This window comes from Pseudomonas sp. 20P_3.2_Bac5 (assembly GCF_025466035.1).
Lineage (GTDB): Bacteria > Pseudomonadota > Gammaproteobacteria > Pseudomonadales > Pseudomonadaceae > Aquipseudomonas.
This window is the reverse complement of the sequence record NZ_JANLOA010000109.1, coordinates 55480-74748: the sequence shown is the minus strand read 5'-3', so window position 1 is coordinate 74748 and position 19269 is coordinate 55480. Positions and strand designations below refer to the sequence as shown.

The following is a 19269-nucleotide window of genomic DNA, read 5'->3' as shown; positions in this document are numbered from 1 at the left end:
TTGAGAATTATTCACAAGCAGCCGTTCGGCAAAAAGAATAGTGCGCTTGCTAACGATTTCGCCATAATCGGAGCCTTTCCTGCCCTCCGATGGATGCTGTCCCATGTCCTCAAGTACCGCCGCGCCAACCGCGACCGCTGCCAGCCAGAGCAGCCCGCTGGTGATGCGCATCATTGCCGCCTGCGCCTTGGCGCACCTGATCAACGACCTGATCCAGGCGGTGCTGCCGTCGATTTATCCGCTGCTCAAGGCCAACTATGACCTGAGCTTCGCCCAGGTCGGCCTGATTACCCTGACCTTCCAGATCACCGCCTCGCTGCTGCAACCGGCGGTGGGTTTCTACACCGACCGCAAGCCGATGCCCAACCTGCTGCCGCTCGGTACGTTGTGCACGTTGGTGGGCATCGTAATGCTGGCGTATGTCGGCAGCTTCGCGATGATCCTGCTGGCCGCCGGGCTGGTGGGCATCGGCTCCTCGACCTTCCACCCGGAAACCTCGCGGATCGCCCGGCTCGCCTCGGGCGGCCGCTATGGCCTCGCCCAGTCGACCTTCCAGGTCGGCGGCAACGCCGGTTCGGCGTTCGGCCCGCTGCTGGCGGCGGCGATCATCATTCCGTTCGGCCAGGGCAACGTCGTTTGGTTCGGCCTGTTCGCCGTGGCCGCCGTGATGGTGACCTACGGCCTGAGCCGCTGGTATCGCGAGCACCTGAACCTGTTCAAGGCCAAGGCCGGTCAGGCCGCGACCCACGGTTTGTCACGCGGGCGGGTGATCAGCGCGCTGGTGGTGCTGGGGCTGCTGGTGTTCTCCAAGTACTTCTACATGTCCAGCCTGACCAGCTACTACACCTTCTACCTGATCGAGAAGTTCGACCTCTCGGTGGGCAGTTCGCAACTGCATCTGTTCCTGTTCCTCGGGGCGGTGGCGGCCGGCACCTTCTTCGGCGGGCCGATCGGCGACCGCATCGGCCGCAAGGCGGTGATCTGGTTCTCCATCCTCGGCGTGGCACCGTTCACGTTGGCGCTGCCCTACGCGGACCTGTTCTGGACCAGCGTGCTCAGCGTGATTATCGGCTTCATCCTCGCCTCGGCGTTCTCGGCGATCGTGGTGTACGCGCAAGAACTGGTGCCGGGCAATGTCGGCATGATCGCCGGGGTGTTCTTCGGCCTGATGTTCGGCTTCGGTGGCATCGGCGCGGCGCTGTTGGGTTACCTCGCGGATATCCACGGTATCGAGTACGTCTACTACCTGTGCTCGTTCCTGCCGCTGCTGGGGATTCTGGCGATCCTGCTGCCGTCGACGAAGAAGCGCTGACAGGTCTGAAGCGCCACGTTACGCCGGATTTGCCCGGTTGGGCTCCGATCCAGTAACGTGGCGCTTTGCAATCTTCCGGTTGTTCTCCGAAGTAGCCCCTATGCCCAACGCCTCCGATCCTGAGCCACTCCCCGAAGCACAGGAAGTCCTGCGCCTGCGGGAAATCATCGCGCACAACTCCGACTGGCTCTGGGAAGTGGACAGCCAGGGCCGCTACACCTTCTGTTCCGAGCACAGCCGGCAGATGCTCGGCTTTGCCCCGAGCGAGGTGTTGGGCAAGACACCGTTCGATTTCATGCCGCCCGACGAAGCCGCGCGGGTCGGGGCGATCTTCGGCGGGATCGTGGCCGAGCAACGTCCTTTCGCCGGATTGATCAACCGCAATATCCGCTCCGATGGCCGACTGGTGGTGCTGGAAACCAGCGGCGTGCCGCTGTTCGACGCGCAGGGGACCTTCACCGGCTACCGCGGCATCGACCGTGACGTCACGCCCGGCATCGGCCCGCTGGACCGCCGCGAAGTGCAACTCGAAGCGCTGTACGCCGCGGCGTCCGTGGCGTTGGGCCTGGTGGACCGGCAGGGCGTGCTAGTCAACGTCAACCGTGCGCTCGGCCAACTGCTCGGCGGCGACGCCACGCAATTGGTCGGGCAACCGCTGCCCGCGCTGCTGCCCGTCGAGCAACTGGACCTGGCGCAGTGCCTCGCGGAACTGGAGCGCGACCAGGCGCTGGCGGACCGCGAACTGGACTGGAAGGGCCACACGTACCTGATGAAAATCGGCGCGGTGCGCGACCTCGACCACGAAGTCCTCGGCATGACCCTGGCCCTCAGTGACATCACCGAGCAATGCCTGATGCGCCAGGCCCTGGCCGAAAGCAATGCGCAACTGGCCCAGGCCAATGCCCGCCTGCAGGCCCTGGCCAGCGAAGACTTCCTCACCGGCCTGCCCAACCGCCGGCGCTTCGACGAAGCGCTGTTGCAGGAGAAGGCGCGCTCCCGCCGCGAAGGCCGGCCGCTGTCTCTGCTGATGGTGGATGTCGATCAGTTCAAGGTGTTCAACGACCACTATGGCCATCAGGCCGGCGACGAGTGCCTGCGCAAGATCGCCATGTTGCTTGGCCAGTCCTTGCTGCGCCCGGGGGATCAGGTCTGTCGTTATGGCGGCGAAGAGTTCGCGGTGATCCTCCCCGACACCGACGCCCATGGCGCGCGCACCGTCGCCCGCGAGCTGTGCCAGGAAATCTACGACGCCAACCTCAGCCATGCCGCCAGCCCCATGGGGCGGGTGACCCTGAGCATCGGTTGCGCCAGCTACGACCCCGACCGCCCCGGCGACAGCGTTGCCCTGACCTCATTGCTCAGTGTCGCGGACCTCGCGCTGTACCGCGCCAAGCAAGAAGGCCGCAATCGTTTGGTGGTGGGAACGGCGCCTGATGAAGAAGCCTTGCCGTCGCGGCTGTCGTGACCCCGGCGCCACGCCCGACCAGTGGCTGATTGACGGCACCGAAGCCCATGGCCTAGAGTGCCGGCCCTTTCCAATCCCCTTGCTGTAGCCCGACCATGAACCGCGTCAACTGCCACCTCATCGCTCAACAGCCCGTCGTCCGGGCCGTTCGTCGTGACTGGCCGAGTGACACGGTGCTCAAGCGCCGGCGCAGCGTGCTGTTCGCCTTCACCTTCTCGCCACACACCATCGCCGCCTGACCTTCGCGGGCCGTCGTGGTCCGTTCGTCTTCTGTCATCGAGCGTGTTGCGCCCGCGCGTGAGCCCTTTGCCTCGCGCGCCGGCGGTTGTGGAGTGAGTCATGAACAAGCGTTTTCTCGTCGGTCTGTTGTTTGTCGTTTCCATCATCGGTTTCAGCCTCGGCGCGACCCTGCCGTTGGTGTCGCTGCGCCTGCTCGATGCCGGGGCCAGCAGCCTGCAGATCGGCGTCCTGTCCGCCGCGCCCGCGGCCGGCATGATGCTGTCGGCCTTCATGGTCGACGCCTGCTGCCGGCACCTGACCCGGCGCATGATCTACCTGCTCAGTTTCAGCATCTGCGCCCTCAGTGTCGGGCTGATCGAGTGGGCGTTCTCGTCGATCTACCTGCTCGGCGCGTTGCGCCTCGGCCTCGGGCTCGGCATGGGGGTGGCGATCATCCTCGGCGAATCCTGGGTCAATGAACTGAGCGAAGAACACAACCGCGGCAAGGTCATGGCGCTGTACGCCACCGCCTTCACCGGCTGCCAGATGCTCGGTCCGGCCATGCTTTCGCTGCTCGGCGCGCAGGGGCCGTGGCTGGTCGTGATGGTGTCGGTGGGGTATGCGCTGGCGCTGGCGTGCATCGTTTGGACGGTGCCGAACGATCATGTCGAGCATGGCGACGAGGGCGAAAAGAGCTTCTCCCTCGCCGGCTTCTTCCGCGTCGCGCCCGCGCTGTGCATGGGCGTGCTGTTCTTCTCGTTCTTCGACGCGGTGATCCTCTCGCTGCTGCCGGTGTACGCCACCAACCACGCTTACGCGGTGGGCGTGGCGGCGTTGATGGTGACGGTGATCCTGACGGGCGACATGCTGTTCCAGTTGCCCATCGGCTGGCTGGCGGATCGCTGCGAGCGCACGCTGGTGCACTTGGTCTGTGGCGTGGTGGCGATGCTGATCGGCCTGGCATTGCCGTGGCTGATCCAGGTGCAGTGGCTGTTGTGGCCGGCGCTGGTGTTGCTCGGGGCGGTGGCGGGCGGGGTGTATACCTTGGCGCTGGTGCTGATCGGGCAGCAGTTCAAGGGGCAGGATCTGGTGACCGCGAATGCCAGTGTCGGATTGCTGTGGGGCGTGGGCAGCCTGATCGGGCCGCTGGTCAGCGGCGCGGCGATGGACGTGGCGCCGCACGGTTTGCCGATGGCGCTGGCGGTAATGGCGGCGCTGTTCGTGTGCTTTGCGCGGTCGGCGAATCGCAAGGCGTATCGGGTGTCGGTGGCGGAGTGAGGGGGCAGCCGTCTTCGCCGGGGATCAGCCCGGAAGCGATGGCTCGGGCGCAATCGCCCTGGCCGCCGCCAGCACCACCCCACGCAGCCACTTCGAGGCCTCCGAGCGATGTTTGCGTGCGTGCCAGAGTTGGTAGTAGCGCAAGGGCTGGGCGGGTACGGGAAAGGGCTCGATACGCAGCGGCAACAATTCGCTGTAGTGCTTGGCAAATGATCGCGTAGTGGTGAAGACCAGGTTCGATTTGACCAGCACATACGGGGCGATGCAGAAGTAGGGCAGGGTGGTCGTCACCCGTCTGGCCAGGCCGCTCCCGGCCAGTTCGGCGCCAATGGTGCCCTGGCCGGAGGCATTGTGGGTCATCACCGCGAGGTGGTCCGCCCGGGTGTAGGCCTCCTGGGTCAGCTCGCCAGGCCGGATGGGGTGTTCGTCGCGCATCAGGCACACCAGATCGTCGTCGCACAACGGTTGCAGGTGCAGGTGATCGGCGGGGGTTCTCCAGTTGCCGATCACCAAATCCAGATAGCCTTCCTCCAGGCCTCGCGAGTAACCGCCTTCGGCTTGCAGGTGGGTCAGCTCCAGCGTGGCGAGGGGCGCCTGGGCATAGAAGCGCTCGACGATTGCAGGCACGAAAAACACGCTCAGGTAATCCGGCGTGCTGATGCGAAAGGTCTGGCGGGTGGTGGCGGGGTTGAAGCGGTCCATCGGGTGCAGGACCTGCTCGATACCTTCCAGCGCCTGGGCCACCGGGTCGATCAGGGTCTGGCCGTGGCTGGTCAGCAGCATGCGACTGCCGCTGCGCACCAGCAAGGGGTCGCCGGTCAGTTCGCGCAGCCGGCGCAAGGCGACGCTGACGGCGGGCTGGGTTTGTCCGAGCAGCTCGGCGGTGCGCGACACGCTGCACTCGGTCAGCAGGGTGTAGAGCGTGCGCAGGAGTTGGGCGTCGCAGTTGGGCATGGCGGTGTCTGTGTCGAAGGCCGGGCGTTGGCAAAAAATGGCATCGTTATGTATTGAAATATATAACGATGCCCAGAAGTGCGTCCATGCACACAGATGCTCGTCAGCTCCCTCTGCTAGCGCCAGTCCGGGAGCGCTTTGAGCAGTTCAGCCTTCTCCTGGATCGCCGTCCCCATCAGCACGAAGCCCAGCATGCGGCGGTGCTCGTCGTGATAGAGCGATTTCACGGTGGCGATGCCCTTGTCGCAGCGTTCGCCCAGGTCGGTTGACCACAGGCCGTTGCTGTCCAGCGGCGAAGCCACGACGGTGGGCAGGACGCTGGTCTTGATGGTCACCGGCATCGCCGGGTAGGCGACCGGCGTGGGTTGCCCGGCGAGGGTCTGGGCCAGGGCGCGGGCCTGCAGCATGATCGGCATCACATACGGCAGCACCAGATCATGAACCCGCGCGCAATCACCCAAGGCATAGACGTTCGGGGCGCTGGTGCGCAGGCAGGCATCGGTGATGATGCCGCCCGAGACGGCGATTCCCGCCGCCTGAGCCAGTTTGCCGCGAGGCTCCAGGCCGATGGCGCAGAGCACGTAGTCCACGTCGAGCACGGCACCGTCGGCCATCTGCAACCTGAAGCCCTCTCCGCTGCGCTGGACGGCTACCGGTGCATTGCCCAGCGCCAGGTGAACGCCGATGGCGCCCAGCGCATTCGCCATCTCGTCTCCGGCTTCGGACGGTAGCAGCCGGCTCAGCGGCCAGGTGGCACGGTCGATGACGTGGACGTGGTGGCCGGCATGGCGCAGGTCGTTGGCAAACTCGCAACCGATGAGCCCGGCGCCGAGAATGGCGATGCGACTGTCGACGCCGATCCGCTGGCGAAACTCGCGGTAGTCCTCCAGGTCGTTGACGGTGACGATGGCGTCAACGCCATCCCCGGCCAGGTCCGGGCGGCGGGCATCGGCGCCCAGTGCCAGGACCAGCGCGCTGTAGCGTTGCGGCTGGTCATCGATGTAGACCACCTGCGCCTGGGCATCGATGTGTTCGATGGTCGTGCGGGTCTTGATGCGGGCGCGCAACTGCGTCGCCATCTGCTCGGCGCTGGAGGTCACCAACTGATCGGGCAGGCGCCCGGTCTGAAAGGCATTGGACAGTGCCGGCTTGGAATAGAACTCGCCACCGTCGCGGGTGACGATCAGGATCGGCGTGTCGGCATCCAGCTTGCGCAGTTCGCGGGCCAGGGTGTAGCCGGCCAGCCCCGAGCCGAGGATGACCACCGGGTCCGGCTGGAGGGCCGCGGCTGTCGCCGCCATCTCCGGCCCGGCAATCCTGACCATCTCGAAGTCGGCCTTGCCGACGCCGCACTCCGGGCAGTACCAGTCCTGCGGCACCTCCTCCCAGCGGGTGCCCGCCGCGATACCGTCTTCCGGTCTTCCGGCCGCTTCGTCGTAGATGAAGCCGCACACCAGACATTCCCATGTGTACATGGTCGAAACTCCCGTCAGTTGATCAACTGGTAAAGGCGCGGCCCAGGCCCAGCGCGCTCAGGGCACGACGGTAGGCGGTGGAAGAGCGGTCGGCGGGAATATGGATTTCCAGCGAGAGGTCCAGCGGCAAGTCCTCCGGGCGGCACAGTTCGACGATGTCGCGGTCCTCTTCGAAGACCTGCTGGTTGAAGGTATAGACGTCGTCCAGCGGCATCTGCTTGTCGAAGTTGCGGGTGATGGCGCAGAACATCCGGGTCTTGCGCGCGGAAATTGGGCTGGCCGCGTTGAGGATCACCAGGCGGTGCTCCGGGTCGGGGAAATTGACCGTCAGGCGCGCGGTGAAGGGCGCAAAGACATCGAAGGTACGCTTCCACTGGAAGCCCTCAGGTGCCCGGTGCTGCATTGACTTGGGGAAGTTGCTGACGCTGCTGACGTACTCGGCGTGCACCCCGTATGGCGTGACCTCGGCTTTGTAGGTTGGCACCACGGGATTGTCGCGGTCGGCAAAGGCCTCGTGGTGAATCCAGGCGAAGTGGGCCACGTCGATGAAGCCTTCGACCTGGCGGCCAGCGGATGCCGCGATATCGATCGACGGTGGAAGAATGCGCTGGAAGCTCTCGTCATGCCACGACGGCATCTGCGCGAACGGGGCTTCGGTGCCGGACATCAAGACCCAGATCAGCCCGTAGTCCTCGCGGGTCGCGTACATCTGGATGCGGTGGCGTTCGGTGAGGTTGGCGTTGGGTTCCGACGGTATGCGGGTGCAGCGCCCATCGGTGCCGAAGTGCAGGCCGTGGTACGGACAAATGATGTTTTCCCCCTGGACCCAGCCCTTGCTCAGGGGCGCGCCGCGGTGGCTGCAAATGTCGCGGGCGGCATTCACCTTGTTGCCGGTGCGGTAGAGCACCACTGGCTCATCCAGCAGGGAGACGGCGTAGGGTTTGTCGGTGACGTCCGCGCTGAAGGCGACAGGGTGCCAGTGCCGGGTGAGAACCTCGCGGTCGTGGTCGGTGAAGCTACTGGTCTTGGTGATCGGGTTCCAGGTCACGGTCTGGCAGGCCAAGGCGGCGGTGGACATTATTGTTCTCCTTGTTATGGGCGTGGCACTGGCGCTGGGGGCGAGTCCGGGTCCGAGTGCGAGATCCATGCTAGAGAGACAGAGCCACCGCGCCCATGTCGTGAAGAACATGTTCCTTATGTGGAATCGTTTATGTTGCCTTGATCGCGGCGGCGGCTCCCACAATGGTTGCCGCGCGCCATGGCCTTGACTGACAGACAAACCCCTGTGGGAGCCGGCTTGCCGGCGATGCGCCGCGCGGGCGGCGCTGGATCTCAAGGGCGCTGAAGATCTGCCGGCTAGCGACTCAGCCTCAGAATGCCCCGCAACAACACCGCCAACGCTTCACTGGCCTGGGCCAAGCGTTCGTCGCCCGCTTCGGTTTCGGCGATCCACACCGCCGCTTCGGCCAGGCTGCCGTAGATCAACCGCGCCAGCGCCCGCGGGTCCAGTGCCACGACGATTTTCTCCTCGATCAACTGCTCGATCAGCACCTGCATCGACGCAATGCAATGCTGCTGTGAGTCCGCCGAGGCACCGCCCAGCACGGCGCGGGCATCGCGCAGGACGATGCGCTGGATTTCCGGTTCCAGGGCCATTTGCAGATACACCTCACACCGCGTGCGGAAGCCTTCCCAGGTGTCTTCGGCGGTGTCGGAAATAACGTTCAGGCGCTCATCCATTTCCGCGTCGATCTGCTCGACCACCGCCGCCAGCAGACCTTTCTTGTCGCCGAAATGATGGTAAAGCGCGCCCCGGGTCAGGCCGGCCTGTGCGGTGAGTTCGTCCATCGACGCTGCGGCGTAGCCGGTTTCGCTGAACGCCTTGCGGGCCGTGGCCAGCAGGGCGGCACGGGTTTCTTCCATTTCGGCGCGGGTACGGCGAGCCATCGGTTTCTCCTGGGTGAGGGGTTTACATACGCATTGTATGTAAATAGGCTTTTATTCATACGAGCCGTATGTATTTTTCCCGCCGCCTGCCGCAATGGCAAGCGCGAGATGCCAAGGAGCGCGAAATTGAACAACCTTTATCGATCACTTTTTGACCACCCCGGTACCCGGAGCTTTGTCCTGGCCGGGCTGCTGGCGCGCCTCGCGTTGCCCATGACCGGCATCGGCATCATCACCCTGCTGGCGCAACTGCGCGGCAGCTATGCGCTGGCCGGGGCGGTGTCGGCAACCTTCGTGCTGACCTACGCGCTGCTGTCGCCGCAGATCTCCCGGCTGGTGGACCGCTACGGGCAGCGCCGGGTGTTGCCGCTGGCGACCGCGATCAGCGTGCTGGGCATGGCCTTGTTGCTGCTCGGTAGCGGCTGGCCGCTGGGTGACTGGAGCCTGTTTCTTGGCGCCGCGCTGAGCGGCTTCATGCCGAGCCTGTCGGCGATGGTGCGAGCCCGCTGGACGGCGCTCTATCGCGGGCAGCCGCAGTTGCAGACGGCGTATTCGCTGGAGACCGTGCTGGATGAGGTGAGCTTTATCGCCGGACCGCCGCTGTCGGTGGGGTTGTGTGTGGCGTGGTTCCCGCAGGCCGGGCCTTTGGCGGCAGCGCTGTTGCTGGTGATCGGTGTGCTGGCGCTGGTGGCGCAGCGCGGCAGCGAGCCGCCTGTGCTGGCGGCGGAGGAGGCGGGGCATGACAGCGGTTCGGTGATTGGTCTGGGCGAGGTGCGGCTGCTGACGCTGCTGATGGTGGCCATGGGCGTGATCGTCGGCACGGTCGATATCGTCAGCGTCGCCTTCGCCGCGGCACTCGGACAACCGGCCGCCGCGAGCCTGGTGCTGTCGGCCTACGCCTTGGGGTCGTGCGTGGCGGGGCTGGTGTTTGGCGCGCTGCGGCTGAATCAGCCGCTGCACCGCCTGTTGCTGCTGGGCGGCCTGGCGACGGCGGCGACGACGGTGCCGCTGTCGCTGGTTGGCGGTATTCCGGCGCTGGTCATCGCCGTGCTGGTGGCGGGGTTGTTCTTCGCGCCGACCATGATCGTCGCGATGTCGCTGGTGGAGTGGGTGGTGCCCGAACAGCGGCTGACCGAAGGCATGACCTGGCTGCTGGCTGGTTTGAATGTCGGCGTGGCGGCGGGCGCGGCGTTGTCCGGGCAGGTGCTGGACGAGGGCGGGGCGCAGGCTGGTTTCACGGTGGCGCTGGCGGCGGGCGGCGCGGTGCTGCTGGTGGCGGTGTTGGGGTACTGGCGGTTGCGCGAGCGTCAGACGGCGCCGGCCTGAGCCCGCCTCACTTGTGCGACAGGATCGCCCCGATCAACCCCGGAAAACGCCCGTCCAGCGCGTCGAGGCGCAGGGAGTTCATATGCGTGGTGCCGACCGAACGGGTCTGCACCAGGCCGGCGTCACGCAGCACACGGAAGTGATGGGACATGCTCGACTTCGGTCGCCCGCCGTCGAGTTCGCCGCAGGTGGCTTCCGTGACACTGGCCAGGCAGCGAACGATTTCCATGCGAACAGGGTCACTCAGAGCGTAGAGGATACGTTCGAGTACGAAGTCTTTGGGGTCGGGGTGTTTGTAGGCGCGCATGGTGCTGATGATAACGGAGGCTTCACTAAATGCCATAGTTCGAATACTATCGAACAATCGTATCAAAACCTGTCGGAGCCTCCTGCATGTCCAAACTTTTCCAACCCTACACCTTGAAAGACCTCACCCTGCGCAATCGCATCGCCATTCCACCGATGTGCCAGTACATGGCCGAAGACGGCATCGTCAACGATTGGCACCACGTTCACTACGCCAGCATGGCCCGTGGCGGCGCCGGCCTGGTGGTGGTCGAGGCCACTGCCGTGGCGCCTGAAGGCCGCATCAGCCCCGGTTGCGCCGGTATCTGGAGCGACGCGCACACCCAGGCGTTCGTGCCGGTGGTGAAGGCCATCAAGGCCGCGGGTTCGGTGCCGGGCATCCAGATCGCCCACGCCGGCCGCAAGGCCAGCGCCAACCGCCCGTGGGAAGGTGACGACCATATCGCCGAAGGCGACGCCCGTGGCTGGCAGACCATCGCGCCGTCGGCCATCGCCTTCGGTCACCACCTGCCGAAAGTACCGCGGGAAATGACCCTGGACGACATCGCCCGGGTCAAACAGGAATTCGTCGACGGTGCCCGTCGCGCCCTTGAAGCCGGCTTCGAGTGGATCGAACTGCACTTCGCCCACGGTTACCTGGCGCAAAGCTTCTTCTCCGAACACTCCAACCAACGCACCGACGCCTACGGCGGCAGCTTCGACAACCGCAGCCGTTTCCTGCTGGAAACCCTCGCTGCCGTGCGTGAAGTCTGGCCTGAGCACCTGCCGCTGACCGCGCGTTTCGGTGTGATCGAATACGACGGTCGCGACGAGCAGACCCTCAGCGAATCCATCGAACTGGCCCGCCGCTTCAAGGCCGGTGGCCTCGATCTGCTGAGCGTCAGCGTCGGCTTCACCATTGCTGAAACCAATATCCCGTGGGGCCCGGCCTTCCTCGGTGAAATCTCCCGCCGTGTGCGTGACGAAAGCGGCCTGGCGGTTACCTCCGCCTGGGGCTTCGGCACGCCGCAACTGGCGGAAGAGGCGGTGAGTTCGCGCCAACTGGATATCGTCTCGGTGGGCCGCGCTCATCTGGCCGATCCGCATTGGGCTTATTTCGCGGCCAAGGAATTGGGCGTGGAGAAGGCGTCGTGGACCTTGCCGGCGCCTTACGCGCATTGGCTTGAGCGTTATCGCTGAGTTCGAGCGCACGACCTGCCTGCCGGCGTCTATCGCTGGCACGCAACCCCTCGCGAGCAAGCTCGCTCCTACAAAAGCGACACCGCTGCTGTAGGAGCGAGCTTGCTCGCGAAGGACGATGCGCCAGCCCAGATGCCGCCCGTAACTTCACAAAACCCAAGCCCAAACCCAAAGATCACCCCACCGCATGCAGCGGCAACACACCCCCCACCTGACGCTCCCATAGCCGTCGATACGCACCCTCGGGCCGCGACAGCAGTTCATCGTGCGAACCGTCTTCAATGATCTGTCCATTATCGAAAAACAGAATCCGGTCCAGTTGCGCCACCGTGGACAGGCGGTGGGCGACGACGAGTACGGTCTTGTCGCGCATGACGTCGGTCAGCGTGTCCTGGATGGCCTGCTCAGTGATGGAGTCGAGGCTCGCGGTCGCTTCATCCATGATCAGGATCGGCGCGTTCTTGATGATGATCCGCGCGATCGCGATGCGTTGCCGTTGCCCGCCCGACAGCCGCACGCCACGCTCACCCACCAGCGAGTGGTAGCGCTTGTCCATTTTCTCGATGAAGTCGTGCGCATGGGCTTGCCGCGCCGCGGACTCGACCGCCGACTCGCTGGCATCTGGATCGCCATAGCGGATGTTGTCCAGCAGGCTGCGGTGGAACAGGCCCGGTTCCTGGGGGATCAGGCCGATCTGCGAATGCAGCGAGTGCTGGGTGAACTGGCGTATGTCTTTGCCGTCGATGCTGATCACGCCTTGCTGCGGATCGTACTGACGCAGCAGCAGGTTGAGCAGCGACGATTTGCCGGAGCCCGAATAGCCCACCAGGCCGACCCGCTGTCCGGCCGGGATCACCAGGTTGAGGTTGTGGAACAGAACCTGGCCGGGCTGATAGCCGAAGCTGAGGTTGCGGATTTCAATGCTGCCCTTGGCGATGCGGATGTCGCGTGCCTGGTCGCTGTCGACGATCTCATGGGGCACGACGATGGTCCGCACGCCGTTCTCGATGTTGCCGAAGTACTCGAACAGGTCGAGAAAGCGCCGGCTGATGTTGCGCGCTTCAGCGATCACCACGAACGACAGCGTGGTGCTCATGACGAACTCGGGCACGCCGATCACGCCCTCGCGCCATTGCCACAGGGCAAAGCCCAGCAGGCCGATTTTCAGCACCAGTGAGGCACTGGTCTGGAACAGCACGATCTTTTCGTTGAAGCCCCAGGCGCGTCGGGCGGCGTCAACTTCGCGGGAGAGGAATTGCTGCAGGTGGGCCCGTTCGAAGCCGATGCGGGCGAACAGGCGCACCGCGGTCAGGTTGCTCACGGCGTCGACCACGCGGCCGGTGGTTTCGCTGCGGGCGGCGGAAAACAGCCGGGAATATGGCTGGCAACGGCGCGCCAGCACATAGGACAGCAGCACGAAGGCGATGGACCAGATGAAGGTGAAGCCGGCCAGCAACGGACTGGCGCCGGCGAGAATGATCACCGCCACGGCCATGGTCACCAGCACCGGCATCACGTCGAAGATCAGCGCCCACAGGGTCATGTTGACGCCCATCGACGTTTCCGAGATGCGGTTGGCCAGGGAGCCGGCGAAGTTGCTGCCGATGTAGCGCTGGGAGTGGTGTTGCAGGTAGGCGAACAGGTGGGCGGTGACGCGGGTGCGCTGTAGCGGCGCCACGTGCACGCGGCAGAAACCGGCGACGCGGCCAAACACCAGTTCGCCCAGATTGAGCGCCACGAACAGGATCAGCGGCGGCCAGACGGCATTGAGGTCGCGCGGGCCGGAAAAGTCGTGGCTGAGCGCGCCGACCACCTGACCCAGCGCCAGCGACACGGTGACGCCGCAGGCCGAGGAGAGGATTTGCAGGGTCACGATCAGCAAATACCAACCGAGAAAGTGCCGTGCGAATTGCAGGGTGAAGCGAAACGGACTCGAAGCCAGTGTGGGGATATGCGAGTCGGGAACCGTGGTCGACGTCATGGAAGTCCTTGGATTCAAACAGGCCGGATGACCGGTTCTGGCAGGCAGCGCCGCCCTCGCGGGAGGGCTGGCGCTTTCAGTGAGGGTCAGGCCAGTTTCGGCGCGGGCCAGTCGCGGGTCTTGTAGGTGTCATCGCCCGGGCGGTAGCGCACCGTCCCGGCAAGGTGACGTTGCTGACCGACCAGCAGCACGCTGTTCACTTCGGTCGGTTCGCCGGCGAGGCGTTGCGCTTCTTTTTCGCGCATGCCGTCCAGCCCCAGGTCGAGCTGCTTGCCGAACCACAGCGTGAGGTAGGAGTGGTCGATGTAGACGTTCTCGGTGATCGCATGCAGCAACACGCTCAGCCCCTGGCGCGCTTCGAGAATCCAGTACACATAGCGCTCGAAATCTTCCTTGAGCAGGGCAAAGCGGAACATCGGCGTCGGGTGCAGGCCGTTGGATTGATCCAGCCAGCGGTAGTCCCAGATCTTGAAGCGGTCCTGCAGTTCTTCGTTCAGGCGCTCGGCGATGTGGCGGGTGTCCTCGGAGAAGTAGATGTGGCTGTGCCAGGCGACGATTTCGTCGATTTCGGCGGGGACATCGGGTACGGCAACGCGTTGGGTGGTCACGGTCATGATGGGCTCTCGATCAGGTCAGGTCGGTCAGGTTCACGCCTTTGCTGCGCAGCAGCCGGGCGGGGTTGTGGAAAAAGATGTCGCGTTGCGCGGCGGCATCCAGCGGGGTCCGCCGGATGTTTTCGATCACCTCGCGGGTGTCGGCGAACGGCGCATAGTCGGTGCCGAACACGATGTGCTCGTGGCCCAGCACGCGGGCTACATGGGTGATGGCTTCAGTGCCGCGGCCGGCGGCGCCGGTGTCGAACGTCAGGCGTGCCAGGCGCTTGCGGAGGTCGGTGGCGCCGTAGCGTTCCGGCGCGGCGAGGAACTGCTCCAGCAGGTTGGCGAAGGTGCCGGAACCACCCAGCATGGCGAACTGCACGGTGATGTCCGGGAACTCGTCGAGCAGGTCGGTGAACAGCAGCGTGAACACCGCGTTGGCGAATCCGCTGGCGGTGGCGACCGCCGAACGGACGGCCGCGATATCCCGGGCGTCAGGCGCGGGCGGCTGGCCGCTGATGCTGGCGTGGCCATTGCCGGTATGCAGGTAGAGGTGCGAGCGGTGTTTTTGCGCTTCGACCAGCAGTGGCCGGATGTGCGCCGCCGCTTCGCTGGAGGCGAACACGTTCACCGGCAGCACGGCGCCGATCAGGCCCCACTGCTCATGGGCGCGGGCCAACTCGTCGACGGACCAGCCGATGTCCGAGGTGGACAGCGCGGCCACGGCAGAGAAGCGGGCGGGATGCTCACGCACCAACTGGCCCAGGTCCTTGTTGTAGGCCTGCCACAGTTCAAGCGCTTCGCCGGGCGCGGAAAGCGGGTCGACGCCCAGGGTGGTGGGCCACGAGATGAGCTGGTGAACGATGCCCGCCGAGGCCAGGTGTTCGAGGCGCAGGTCGAGGTCGAACCATTGCGGTCCCAGGTCGAAGCGTGCCGGCAGGGCATCGTCGACGCCGCGCACCAGGGCCACCGGCCCGGAGCTTGCGCGTTCGATTCGGACACCCTGGCGGCGCTCGCTCAGCAGGCGGGTGACGGTGGGGGAAAACCAGTGGCTGTGCAGGTCAATCTTCGGTTCAGGCATGTGAAATTCCTTGAGTGTTGCTCACAGGGTTTGTTGCCAGAGCGCCCGTAGCCGGGGCACCCACTCTTTGAGGCCGCGCGCGGTTTCCTGCGGGCTCAGCATGGTGTGCCGGGCCTGCTCCGCTGCCGGGGCGGGCAGGCCCGGTGGCAGTGGCGCGTCCGGCATGTTGCCCAGCGAGAACGCCTCGCTGGCGAGCAGCGCCTGGGCGTCGGGAGTCATCAGCCAGGTGAGCAGCAGGCGCGCGGCGTTGGGGTGGGCGGGCTGGCGCACCAGCCCCTGGCCGAACGGCACCAGCAAGGTGAAGTCCGCCGGGTAGTCGATGGCGATGGGTACGCCCAGCCGCTGCTGTCGCATCAGCGGCGGCAGGTAGGCCCATGGATTCAATGCGCGGCGCCCCTGCGCGAGGCTGATGACGCCGGCTTCCTGGGCGCCGCCGGCACCGCCGCGATCACGCAGGGCGGTCAGTTGCTCGACGCCGATACGCTGCTGCACCAGCAGTTGCAGCAACGCCACGTCGGTGGTGCCCGCGCCGCCACCCGGTGCGCCGTATTCGAAGCTGTTGCGCCATTTGTCAGCCAGCAGTTGTTCGAGGTCGGTCGGCAGCGACTCCTCGCCAACGCGCTGAGTGTTGTAGCCAAGGCCGTAGACCTTGTTGAAGGTGAACCAGACCTGGTCCTTGTAGTGCCAGCGCGTATCCAGGTCGTCCGCGGTCGGCGGACGCCAGCCTTCCAGGTAGCCGCGGTCGGCGATGCCCATGACCACGTTGACCGGTTGGCTGATCAGGTCGCCGTAGTGCGCGCCGGTGACTTTCTCCACGTCGAGACGGTCGGTCACGGCGGTCGGCGACAGGTGCATGTAGGTCACCCGGATGCCGGGGAAGGCCTGGGCGAACCTCGACCACAGCGGCTGCCACTCGTAGTCCATGGCCGCCTGATAGACCACCACCTGATGCTCGCCGGCCTTGAGCGCTTCGCGGTACAGCGACTCCATCGCCGCCCGTTGCGAGGCACTGCCGGTCAGTTCGCGGGTGCGTTGGGTCGCTTCCTCATCGCTGAATGCACCTTGGCGGGTGCCCAGGGCGAACACGCCGGCCAGGGCGGCGACCACCAGCGTCAGGCGCAGGCTGTAGGGCAGGCGCTTCATGCCGCCTCCCGCTCGGCGGGTGTGGCGGCGGTGTCGTGCGAGGGCTGTTCGTCCCGTGGCATCACCACGGCGGCGCCGGGCTGGATCAGCACATGCACGGAGCGCCCGGACACCGACTCGCGGGTGTGCGCTGACGTGCCCCAGACATCCAGCGCCAGGGTGACCGCCAGCGTTCGGTCTTCGACCACCACCTGGGCGAGGTAGCGGTCACCGGCATAGGTGACCTGCGAAAGGATGCCGGTCAGCAGGGTGGCGTTGTCGGGCACCGGATGGTCCAGCGGCACCGCGACGATCTGCGCGGCCCGCAGTGCCAGCCACACCGGCGTTTCGGCGGCGAGGCCGGCGGGGTTGCCGGAGACAAGCTGCAAGTTGCTGCCGGCGAGAGCAACGTGGGCCAGCTCGCCCGAGGTCTTGCTGATATGGCCGCGCAGAAGGTTTTCGAAGCCGACGAATTCAGCGACGAAATGAGTGCGCGGTGTCAGAAAGATTTCGCTGGGCGTGCCGATCTGTTCCAGCCTGCCTGCATTCATCACCGCGATGCGGTCAGCCAGCGCCAGGGCCTCGGCATGGTCGTGGGTCACGTACACCGCGGTGTAGCCCAGTTCGTCATGGATGCGGCGCAAGTCCTGACGCAGGCGAATGCGCAATTGCGCATCCATGTTCGACAGCGGCTCGTCGAACAGCATCAGCGCCGGGCGGGCCACCAGCGCCCTTGCCAGGGCCACGCGTTGCTGCTGGCCGCCCGACAGCTCCGCCGGGTAACGGTCGGCGTAGCCTTCGAGGCCCACCAGTTGCAGCGCTTCGATGACCTGGCGATGTTGCTCATCGCCAAGGCGGGTGCGGGTCTTGAGCGGGTAGGCGACGTTCTGCCTGACCGTCATGTGCGGCCACAGCGCGTAGTTCTGGAACACCATGCCGATGTTGCGTTTTTCCGGCGCGACGAACAGGCCCTGTTGGGTATCGGCCACGGTTCGATCACCCAGCAGGATCTGCCCGGCGTCGGGCTCTTCCAGGCCGGCGATGCAGCGCAGCGTGGTGGTTTTGCCACAGCCGCTGGGGCCTAGCAGGACGAAGAATTCGCCGTCCTCAATGTGCAGGTCGAGGTGTTCTATGGCATTGACGCGCCCGTCGAAGGCTTTGCGTACATGGTTGAGGGTCACGCTGCTCATGTTCAAAAGCCTCCCGACGTGCCGGCGGTGAGACCGAGGGCACGTTGTTTGTTGCGGTGATTGTTGAGGTGACGTGCGCGGCGAAAGGCCCACAGGGTCAAAAGGCTCGCGCCCCAAAGGAAGACCGAAAAGGCCATCAGCACCATCAGCAGGGCGGCCGCCATGCTGTAGTCGCCGGCGCTTTGCAGGTTGTAGGTGATGACCGCCAGCGTGTTCACGCCGGGGGACTTGAGCAGCAGCGGCACTTCCAGGTTGCCGGAGACCATCAGCGCGCTCATGAACCAGCCGGCAATGAAGCTGGGCGCGGCGAGCGCCAGGACGATCTCGAAGAAGGTCTGCACGGGCCCGGCGCCGCTCATGCGCGCGGCCTCGGACAACGACGGGGCAATCTGCGAGGTTGCCGACAGCGCGATCTGGCTGGCGAAGGGCATGGCGGTGACGATCAGCGCCAGGGCCACCAGCCAGATGGAGCCGTACAACTGGGCGAACGCCGGGATGCTCAGCCAGGCCCACGAAATCGCAACGGTGGTGACCACGCCGGGCATCGCCAGGGGAATCAGGGTGGCGAAGCGCAGCGCGGCCTGGCTGCGGCGGCCCAATTGCCGGGCCAGGGTGGCGACGCTGAACGCGAGGGTCATGACCACGGCCCCGACGATCACCCCCAGCACCAGCGTCACCCGGATCGCTTCGATCACTCGCGGCTGTTCCAGAACACTGGCGTAGCGGGCCAGCGACAAGCCGCTGTAGACCCCGGGGTAAGGCTGGATGGAGGAGAACGCCAACGCCCCCAGCGGCAAGACGAATGACACCAACAGAAACAGCACGACCAGCGTGGAAATCACGGCGCGCAGGCCGCGCAGGCGCAGCAGCCGGGCCCGGGAAAACTTGCCGCTGACCGACACGAAACCCTTGCGCCCCAGCACCCGCAGTTGCCCCATGTAGATCAGCGCGACGAAGGCCACGAACAGGCTCGACAGGATGCTCGCCTGGGCATAGTCGGCGGGGCCGGCGCCACCGCCCAGCAGGTTCAGCAGCAAGGTGGCAATCACCACGATGTTGTCGGGGCCGCCGAGGATCAGGATCGGTTCGAACACTTGGAGGCCGGCAATGATCCCGAGCAAGGCGACGCTGGTCAGCGCCGGCGCGAGGCTGGGCAGATTGACGCTCAGGAAGGTGCGCAACGGCCCGGCGCCGGACAGGTAGGACGCCTCGTCATGCGAGCTGTCCAGCGCCCGGAATGCGCCGGCGATAAACAGGTAGGTCAGCGCCACCTTCTTGAGGATCAGGACGGTGTAAATGCCCCACCAGCCTTGGATATTCAGCCAGGGCGTGTCGATACCCAGCCCGTGGCGCAGGGCGTCGTTGAGCAGGCCGGTCCATGGGTTGGCCAGTTGGGTGAACGCGATGGCGTAGAAGATCCCGGGCGTGACGAACACCAGCAGCATGCTGGGCATGATCCAGCGCCGGACCCGCAAGTCGGTGCGCTCGCTGATAAACGCCAGGCCGATGGCCAGCAGCAGCGAGGCGGCGGTGCTGACCAGCGCGATCTTCACCGAAGCCCAGACCGCCGCGAGCATGCCGGGGTTGTGGAACGCCACTCGCCACGCGGCAACCGTCCACTCGCCCGGCAAAAACGGCGCTTTGCTGCGGAACGCACCCACCACCAGCATGATCAGCGGCCAGACGAACAACACCGCGATCAGGCCGAGAAAGGGAATGAACCACGCGGTCTTCACCAGCGCGCGCGGGCTGGCCCGGTGTCCGCTCAGCCTCGCCAACTGGATAAAGAAACGCTGCGGCGGCGGGGCGCTCTGAATATCTCGATGCATGCTGCTGCT

Annotated in this window: 17 protein-coding genes; 6 read left to right on the top strand and 11 right to left on the bottom strand. The window is 65.6% G+C overall.

What is annotated here, in order from left to right; genetic code table 11:
- Positions 1–103 precede the first annotated feature (103 nt).
- The 4 genes from NTD88_RS20550 (at position 104) to NTD88_RS20535 (ending at position 4274) form a co-directional block, all read left to right on the top strand.
- The gene (locus tag NTD88_RS20550; RefSeq protein ID WP_262155660.1) at positions 104–1312 is read left to right on the top strand and encodes an MFS transporter; all 1209 of its coding nucleotides are present in this window, start codon (positions 104–106) and stop codon (positions 1310–1312) included.
- 100 nt (positions 1313–1412) lie between these two features.
- Positions 1413–2777 carry a diguanylate cyclase gene (locus NTD88_RS20545; RefSeq protein WP_262155659.1) on the top strand — a complete coding sequence of 455 codons (1365 nt, stop codon included), beginning with the start codon at positions 1413–1415 and terminating at the stop codon, positions 2775–2777.
- 95 nt (positions 2778–2872) lie between these two features.
- Entirely contained in the window at positions 2873–3016 is a 144-nt protein-coding gene (locus NTD88_RS20540; protein ID WP_177454474.1) for a hypothetical protein, read from the top strand.
- A gap of 100 nt (positions 3017–3116) precedes the next feature.
- Positions 3117–4274, top strand: a complete 1158-nt coding sequence (locus NTD88_RS20535) for an MFS transporter (protein ID WP_262155658.1) — start codon at positions 3117–3119, stop codon at positions 4272–4274.
- Positions 4275–4298: 24 nt separating this feature from the next.
- Here the strand turns inward: NTD88_RS20535 and NTD88_RS20530 are convergent, their stop codons facing one another.
- The 4 genes from NTD88_RS20530 to NTD88_RS20510 all read right to left on the bottom strand — a co-directional run bounded on the left by NTD88_RS20530 (position 4299) and on the right by NTD88_RS20510 (position 8650).
- The gene (locus tag NTD88_RS20530) at positions 4299–5228 is read right to left on the bottom strand and encodes a LysR family transcriptional regulator (RefSeq protein ID WP_262155657.1); all 930 of its coding nucleotides are present in this window, start codon (positions 5226–5228) and stop codon (positions 4299–4301) included.
- Between the two features lie 116 nt (positions 5229–5344).
- Positions 5345–6703 (bottom strand): FAD-dependent oxidoreductase, encoded by a 1359-nt coding sequence (locus NTD88_RS20525; RefSeq protein ID WP_315975167.1) that lies wholly within the window; start codon positions 6701–6703, stop codon positions 5345–5347.
- Positions 6704–6725: 22 nt separating this feature from the next.
- On the bottom strand, positions 6726–7781 hold the full coding sequence (locus NTD88_RS20515; RefSeq protein WP_262155656.1) for an aromatic ring-hydroxylating oxygenase subunit alpha: 1056 nt from the start codon (positions 7779–7781) through the stop codon (positions 6726–6728).
- A gap of 278 nt (positions 7782–8059) precedes the next feature.
- Complete coding sequence (locus tag NTD88_RS20510; protein WP_095158671.1) at positions 8060–8650, bottom strand: TetR/AcrR family transcriptional regulator; 591 nt, start codon at positions 8648–8650, stop codon at positions 8060–8062.
- A 126-nt stretch (positions 8651–8776) separates the two neighbouring features.
- Here NTD88_RS20510 and NTD88_RS20505 point away from each other — a divergent pair, with 126 nt between their 5' ends.
- Entirely contained in the window at positions 8777–9976 is a 1200-nt protein-coding gene (locus tag NTD88_RS20505; RefSeq protein ID WP_262155654.1) for an MFS transporter, read from the top strand.
- A gap of 7 nt (positions 9977–9983) precedes the next feature.
- On the opposite strand, the gene NTD88_RS20500 is transcribed toward NTD88_RS20505, so the two are convergent.
- The gene (locus tag NTD88_RS20500; RefSeq protein ID WP_262129230.1) at positions 9984–10319 is read right to left on the bottom strand and encodes an ArsR/SmtB family transcription factor; all 336 of its coding nucleotides are present in this window, start codon (positions 10317–10319) and stop codon (positions 9984–9986) included.
- A 50-nt stretch (positions 10320–10369) separates the two neighbouring features.
- On the opposite strand from NTD88_RS20500, the gene NTD88_RS20495 reads away from it, so the two are divergent.
- Positions 10370–11461, top strand: a complete 1092-nt coding sequence (locus tag NTD88_RS20495) for an NADH:flavin oxidoreductase/NADH oxidase (RefSeq protein WP_262155653.1) — start codon at positions 10370–10372, stop codon at positions 11459–11461.
- Positions 11462–11636: 175 nt separating this feature from the next.
- Here the strand turns inward: NTD88_RS20495 and NTD88_RS20490 are convergent, their stop codons facing one another.
- The 6 genes from NTD88_RS20490 to NTD88_RS20465 all read right to left on the bottom strand — a co-directional run bounded on the left by NTD88_RS20490 (position 11637) and on the right by NTD88_RS20465 (position 19260).
- A complete protein-coding gene (locus tag NTD88_RS20490) occupies positions 11637–13442 on the bottom strand; it encodes an ABC transporter ATP-binding protein (RefSeq protein WP_262155652.1) in 1806 nt (601 codons plus the stop codon).
- A gap of 86 nt (positions 13443–13528) precedes the next feature.
- Positions 13529–14056 (bottom strand): DOPA 4,5-dioxygenase family protein, encoded by a 528-nt coding sequence (locus NTD88_RS20485; RefSeq protein WP_095158666.1) that lies wholly within the window; start codon positions 14054–14056, stop codon positions 13529–13531.
- Between the two features lie 13 nt (positions 14057–14069).
- Entirely contained in the window at positions 14070–15119 is a 1050-nt protein-coding gene (locus NTD88_RS20480) for an amidohydrolase family protein (RefSeq protein WP_262155650.1), read from the bottom strand.
- A gap of 21 nt (positions 15120–15140) precedes the next feature.
- On the bottom strand, positions 15141–16262 hold the full coding sequence (locus NTD88_RS20475) for an ABC transporter substrate-binding protein (protein ID WP_262129233.1): 1122 nt from the start codon (positions 16260–16262) through the stop codon (positions 15141–15143).
- Positions 16259–17431, bottom strand: coding sequence for an ABC transporter ATP-binding protein (locus NTD88_RS20470; RefSeq protein ID WP_262155649.1), 1173 nt, complete (start codon positions 17429–17431; stop codon positions 16259–16261). Before NTD88_RS20470 ends, NTD88_RS20475 begins: the two co-directional genes overlap by 4 nt.
- A gap of 2 nt (positions 17432–17433) precedes the next feature.
- Positions 17434–19260 carry an ABC transporter permease gene (locus tag NTD88_RS20465; RefSeq protein WP_262155648.1) on the bottom strand — a complete coding sequence of 609 codons (1827 nt, stop codon included), beginning with the start codon at positions 19258–19260 and terminating at the stop codon, positions 17434–17436.
- Positions 19261–19269: the final 9 nt, after the last annotated feature.

Excerpts from the sequence above, each read along its gene's own strand:
- NTD88_RS20485 (WP_095158666.1), bottom strand. The coding sequence starts at position 14,056 with ATGACCGTGACCACCCAACGCGTTGCCGTACCCGATGTCCCCGCCGAA.
- NTD88_RS20510 (WP_095158671.1), bottom strand. The coding sequence starts at position 8,650 with ATGGCTCGCCGTACCCGCGCCGAAATGGAAGAAACCCGTGCCGCCCTG.
- NTD88_RS20550 (WP_262155660.1), top strand. The coding sequence starts at position 104 with ATGTCCTCAAGTACCGCCGCGCCAACCGCGACCGCTGCCAGCCAGAGC.
- NTD88_RS20465 (WP_262155648.1), bottom strand. The coding sequence starts at position 19,260 with ATGCATCGAGATATTCAGAGCGCCCCGCCGCCGCAGCGTTTCTTTATC.
- NTD88_RS20540 (WP_177454474.1), top strand. The coding sequence starts at position 2,873 with ATGAACCGCGTCAACTGCCACCTCATCGCTCAACAGCCCGTCGTCCGG.
- NTD88_RS20495 (WP_262155653.1), top strand. The coding sequence starts at position 10,370 with ATGTCCAAACTTTTCCAACCCTACACCTTGAAAGACCTCACCCTGCGC.
- NTD88_RS20490 (WP_262155652.1), bottom strand. The coding sequence starts at position 13,442 with ATGACGTCGACCACGGTTCCCGACTCGCATATCCCCACACTGGCTTCG.
- NTD88_RS20545 (WP_262155659.1), top strand. The coding sequence starts at position 1,413 with ATGCCCAACGCCTCCGATCCTGAGCCACTCCCCGAAGCACAGGAAGTC.
- NTD88_RS20515 (WP_262155656.1), bottom strand. The coding sequence starts at position 7,781 with ATGTCCACCGCCGCCTTGGCCTGCCAGACCGTGACCTGGAACCCGATC.
- NTD88_RS20475 (WP_262129233.1), bottom strand. The coding sequence starts at position 16,262 with ATGAAGCGCCTGCCCTACAGCCTGCGCCTGACGCTGGTGGTCGCCGCC.
- NTD88_RS20470 (WP_262155649.1), bottom strand. The coding sequence starts at position 17,431 with ATGAGCAGCGTGACCCTCAACCATGTACGCAAAGCCTTCGACGGGCGC.
- NTD88_RS20525 (WP_315975167.1), bottom strand. The coding sequence starts at position 6,703 with ATGTACACATGGGAATGTCTGGTGTGCGGCTTCATCTACGACGAAGCG.
- NTD88_RS20500 (WP_262129230.1), bottom strand. The coding sequence starts at position 10,319 with ATGGCATTTAGTGAAGCCTCCGTTATCATCAGCACCATGCGCGCCTAC.
- NTD88_RS20530 (WP_262155657.1), bottom strand. The coding sequence starts at position 5,228 with ATGCCCAACTGCGACGCCCAACTCCTGCGCACGCTCTACACCCTGCTG.
- NTD88_RS20535 (WP_262155658.1), top strand. The coding sequence starts at position 3,117 with ATGAACAAGCGTTTTCTCGTCGGTCTGTTGTTTGTCGTTTCCATCATC.
- NTD88_RS20480 (WP_262155650.1), bottom strand. The coding sequence starts at position 15,119 with ATGCCTGAACCGAAGATTGACCTGCACAGCCACTGGTTTTCCCCCACC.